General features: G+C 60.7%; 3 protein-coding genes and 1 pseudogene. All 4 read right to left on the reverse strand.

The window, feature by feature from the left end; genetic code table 11:
- Positions 1–487: pseudogene (locus tag JNL55_RS32295) on the reverse strand (amidohydrolase); the annotation flags it as partial.
- Positions 484–1,908 (reverse strand): amidohydrolase, encoded by a 1,425-nt coding sequence (locus JNL55_RS32300; protein ID WP_293864414.1) that lies wholly within the window; start codon positions 1,906–1,908, stop codon positions 484–486. The pseudogene JNL55_RS32295 and the gene JNL55_RS32300, both read right to left, overlap by 4 nt.
- Positions 1,908–3,260: an alpha/beta hydrolase-fold protein gene (locus JNL55_RS32305; RefSeq protein WP_293864416.1), complete on the reverse strand. Its 1,353-nt coding sequence runs from the start codon at positions 3,258–3,260 to the stop codon at positions 1,908–1,910. Before JNL55_RS32305 ends, JNL55_RS32300 begins: the two co-directional genes overlap by 1 nt.
- Positions 3,261–3,309: 49 nt before the next feature.
- A partial coding sequence (locus JNL55_RS32310) for a TonB-dependent siderophore receptor (protein WP_293864418.1) occupies positions 3,310–4,250 on the reverse strand: 941 nt, incomplete at its 5' end.

A 4,250-nucleotide genomic window follows, 5' to 3' on the forward strand; every position in this document is an offset into this window, starting at 1 on the left:
CACGCGTCTCGCCGTCCAGTGTGATTGCCGCCCCTTGCCCAGCCATGAAGGAATCGGAGGCTCCTGGCGCCAGCACAGTCCAGGTCACTCCTTCGATGCGAGCTACCGGAATATTGATGGAGCGCGGATTGAAGGCCACGCTGCTATCGAACTCCGGATGCAAACGCACGCCTTGCGAGCTGTCGGCACGCAAACTCGAATCGGATTGAGTGACCTCATCGAGACCCAAGCCGCCCAGACTGCCGAAGATGCCCGGCGTCACCGGTCGACCGTTGGCTTCGATGACCTGTACAGCGCCGTCGGCCGACAGATTGGATGCGATGGCAGCGACCTTGCCATTGCGCACAAGCACGTCAGTGCGCGCTTTGGGTTGAGAATGTTCCAAGGTATGAACAGTCGCGCCGCGGATCAACACATCCTGCGCGGAAGCGCCGGCAGAGAGCGTCATCGCCACGAGGGCCCCAGCTGACAATAGCGAAGCCTTCATAGCGCGCGCTCCTCGGTTGAAAAGCCGAGCGAGAAGTCGGAGGCCGGCGTCGCGCGCCGCTGTGAACGGTCAAACACTTCCGCGCCGTCGATGAACACTCGTTCCGCCAATGCGTAGGCACTGAACGGATTGCCGTTCCAAACCACCACATCGGCCATCTTGCCGCTTTCCAACGAACCGGTGCGGGACTCGATGCCCAACGCCCGAGCCGAGTTCAACGTGAGCCAGCGAATCGCGCACTCCGGCGCTATCGGCCAACCGAGTCGTGAGCTACGAAACATTGCCTTGGCCGCCTCTTGATTCAGTCGCTGCACATCGTGCGCTGAATCCGAATGCACGATTGCGCACCCTTCGGCCGCGTGTTCGACGAAGGCGATGTTCTCTTGAATGCCATCGAAGGCTTCCAGTTTGAAGCCCCACCAGTCCGCCCACATCGCCGCGCAGACCCGCGAGCTCGCCAGCAGGTCCGCGATCTTGTAAGCCTCGACAGCATGATGGAACGTGCCGATCTTGAAACCGAACTCCTGCGCCAGATCCAGAATCGACGCCATCTCATCGGCACGATAGCAATGCACATTGACCAGCAGTTCGCCATCGAGCACCGCGGCCAATGTTTCTAAGCGCAAATCACGCTTGGGTTCCGCGGGCGGCTTCGCCTTGGCAGCGTTTGTGCTGCCGTTGTATTCCGCGAGGTCAGCTTCGTAGCGCAAGCGCTGACGCCGGTAGTCTTGTGCCTCCGCGAAGCCCTGACGAAACACCGCCATGTTGCCCATCCGAGTCATCGGCGACTGCTGCCGAGAGCCGTAGTTCTTCTTGGGGTTTTCGCCGCAAGCCATCTTCAATCCCTGCGGCGCGTTCGGGAATTTCATGGCCTGATAGGTGACGGCAGCGACGTTCTTTATGGTCACGGCACGGCCACCAACCAAATTGCCCGACCCGGGCAGGATCTGCAGGGTCGTGACTCCGCCTTCGCGAGCTTTTTCGAAGCCTGGATCTTGCGGCCAGATCGAATGCTCCACCCACACATTGGCCGTGATCGGCGCGGTGCGCTCGTTGACGTCCTCGAGCGACGGCATTTGCCAGCTAGCGGCCACGCCCAGATGAGAGTGCACGTCGATCAAGCCCGGCGTGATCCACTTGCCACGCGCATCGATGACGCGCGCCTTCGCGGGAGTGTCAATGTGCTGACCCACTGCCTGAATCAAGCCATCGCCCAACAACACGTCGGCGTCGTTCAAGCGCTGACCGGTGCCGGTCAACACCGTCGCGCCACGGAGCACGACGTACTCAGCGGCTGGCGCGTGGTAGGTCGAAGGATAGGCAGCAGCATGTGAAGCGCCAGCGCCGCACAGCCCGGCGATCACAGCAAATACTTTGAGCGACGCCACATAAGTGGCGCCTCGCGAACTCCGATGTGCCATTACTTCAAGACCTCAGCGAGCATGGCTCGCCCCTTGCGCGTTCCCACCAGCGTGATCAGCCCGGTTGGAAACGTGCTTCTGGCACCGACGCTACAGTGCATGCCGATGTGCTCCTGATAAGTCACGTCATAATCGCGGGCCAACAGAATGTCCCGGAATTGCCGGTTGGCCTGCATCAGGCCCGCGCCCTCTTCGCTGCCCAGCTCCAGATAAAACTTCAGCGGCAGTTTCTTGCCGGTGGCGAACTGGCTCGGCAACCATCCCAACTCTTTGTAGAACCGCTCGCGATCGCCGCGGTCCACGGTCGGCGTCCACCAGTAAGAGCCCGACTGCGACAACACATTGCCGAACACTTCCGGATACGCCATCCCCACCGAGGTCGATCCGATGCCGCCGAGGCTGCAACCCCGGATCACCGCCTGTTTCGGGTCGCGCGTGAGCCCATATTTCGAGCGCACCAAAGGCACCAGCTCTTTCGCGATGAACCGAGTGTATTTCGGGTTGTGCGGCAACTCGGCGTTGCGATGCGCGCCATCGATGTAACTGACCATGATCACCACCATCGGCGGAATGGCGCCGTCGGCGATCATGTTGTCCATCAGCTGCGGCAGTTTTTCCTCCGCATCGCTTTCTTTGTCAGAACTCACGACGAATGGATACGCGCCACCAGCCTTGTAGCCAGGCGGCAAATACACAGCAATGTCACGCGTGTTGCCGAGTTCGGTGCTGGTCGCTCGAAACTCTTCGACGCGGCCGCGAGGCACGCCGCTGCGTTCATCCCGCCACGGTTCCGGCATTGCTTTCGGACCTTCGGCGAAAGAAGCGTGCTCGCCATAGTTGGCTCGCGCCAATGGGTCAGCAATGAACTCCGTGACTACACCATCCAAACTTAGACGGCGCGCATTGGGATGCGGCGTCGAGCCGGCCGGGAACACCAAACTATAGGTGAACCGACCGGCAGCGTTCTGCTTGTAAGTTCGGTACCAAACGTCGCTGTGCTCCAGTCTGGCCAGACGATCCACCGGCGCGCCGTCCTTGAACTGGTTTTTCACAGCGACGTTGCTCATACCGTCCTTCACAGCATCACGCCACAGGAACGTCACGAGCATCGACTTCTCATCGCCGGCGACGGGCTCGATCAATGGCGTCCCGCTCTTTTTGGCTTGCTGCCAGAACGCTTCCAGCGTGCTGGTCCGTGCAGCTTCGGATTGTGATGCCAGCTGCGCACGCAATTCGGCGATGCGCGGGCTCGCAATCTCATCGGCCGCGGCAGCACGCCCCGACACAAACAGCAAACAGCAGGCAAGAAACGCCGCGAACGGGCGACATCGCCCGAGGGTTGTAGAAATCATGACGGACACCTTGTCGAGAGGCGCCCCGTGAACCGGGGCGCAAGATTGCTTACCAATTGCCGCGAACGGAGAAACTCAGCGCGCGAGGTGTGCCGTACACGTTTTGATTGTAGAGCGTTCCGGTCGGCAGGTAATAAACCTTGTCCGTCAGGTTGTCGCCGCTCACAGCCAGCGACCAATGATCGGAGACTCGGTACTGAACCGACGCATTCCACACCGTGTAGCCACCGAAGTGCACGGTGTCGAACACAGTCGAGCTTTGCGCGATGACGCCAGCGTTGAGCGTCATGGCGTTCCAGCTACCCGGCAAACGCCACGTGCTCCAGATTTTTACTTGATGCTCCGGCGTCCGGCCCAGCGTTCGCACGCCGGTCGGATTACCTTCGAAGTCCGTCTTGGTGTACGTGTAACCGCCGAACACCTGCCAATCCGGCAGCACCGCGCCGGACATTTCCAGGTCGGCGCCCTGCACCTTGATCTCTCCCACCGGGATGTAACAGCAGCGAGAGCCATCGGCAGGATTGCTCGCAGACTGCGACGACGTGTCGAGCGCGCCTTGTCCATTGCGCTTGAGCTGATAGATCGCGACCGCGGCATTGACACGTTCGAAGATCTCACCCTTGACACCTAACTCCAGGTTGTCGCCGGTCACCGGATCGAGCCGACCATTGCCCGGATAAGGAGGCGCGAGCAGATCGGCTTGCGGCTTGAAGGTCTCGCCAAAGCTGAAATAGGCAGTCCACTGATCCGACAGCGTGTAGTTCAACGCCGCGCTGGGAATGAACGCATCGTCTTCGTAACGCACTACCGATCTCGCCCCAGTCGTCGCATTGCGCGACTCCTGGTGATAGTTGTACTTGCCCTGCCGGCCGCCCAAAGTCAGGCGCAGCGGTTCTGCAAGTTGCAGACCCACCGTGGCGTAGATGCCCCGCTGCGACTGTTCGTTGATCGGATACGCGATGAAAGGATTCTGCGTGAATGCCGGCTCGG

Origin of the sequence: Steroidobacter sp. (assembly GCF_016790065.1) — a bacterium.
Lineage (GTDB): Bacteria > Pseudomonadota > Gammaproteobacteria > Steroidobacterales > Steroidobacteraceae > Steroidobacter.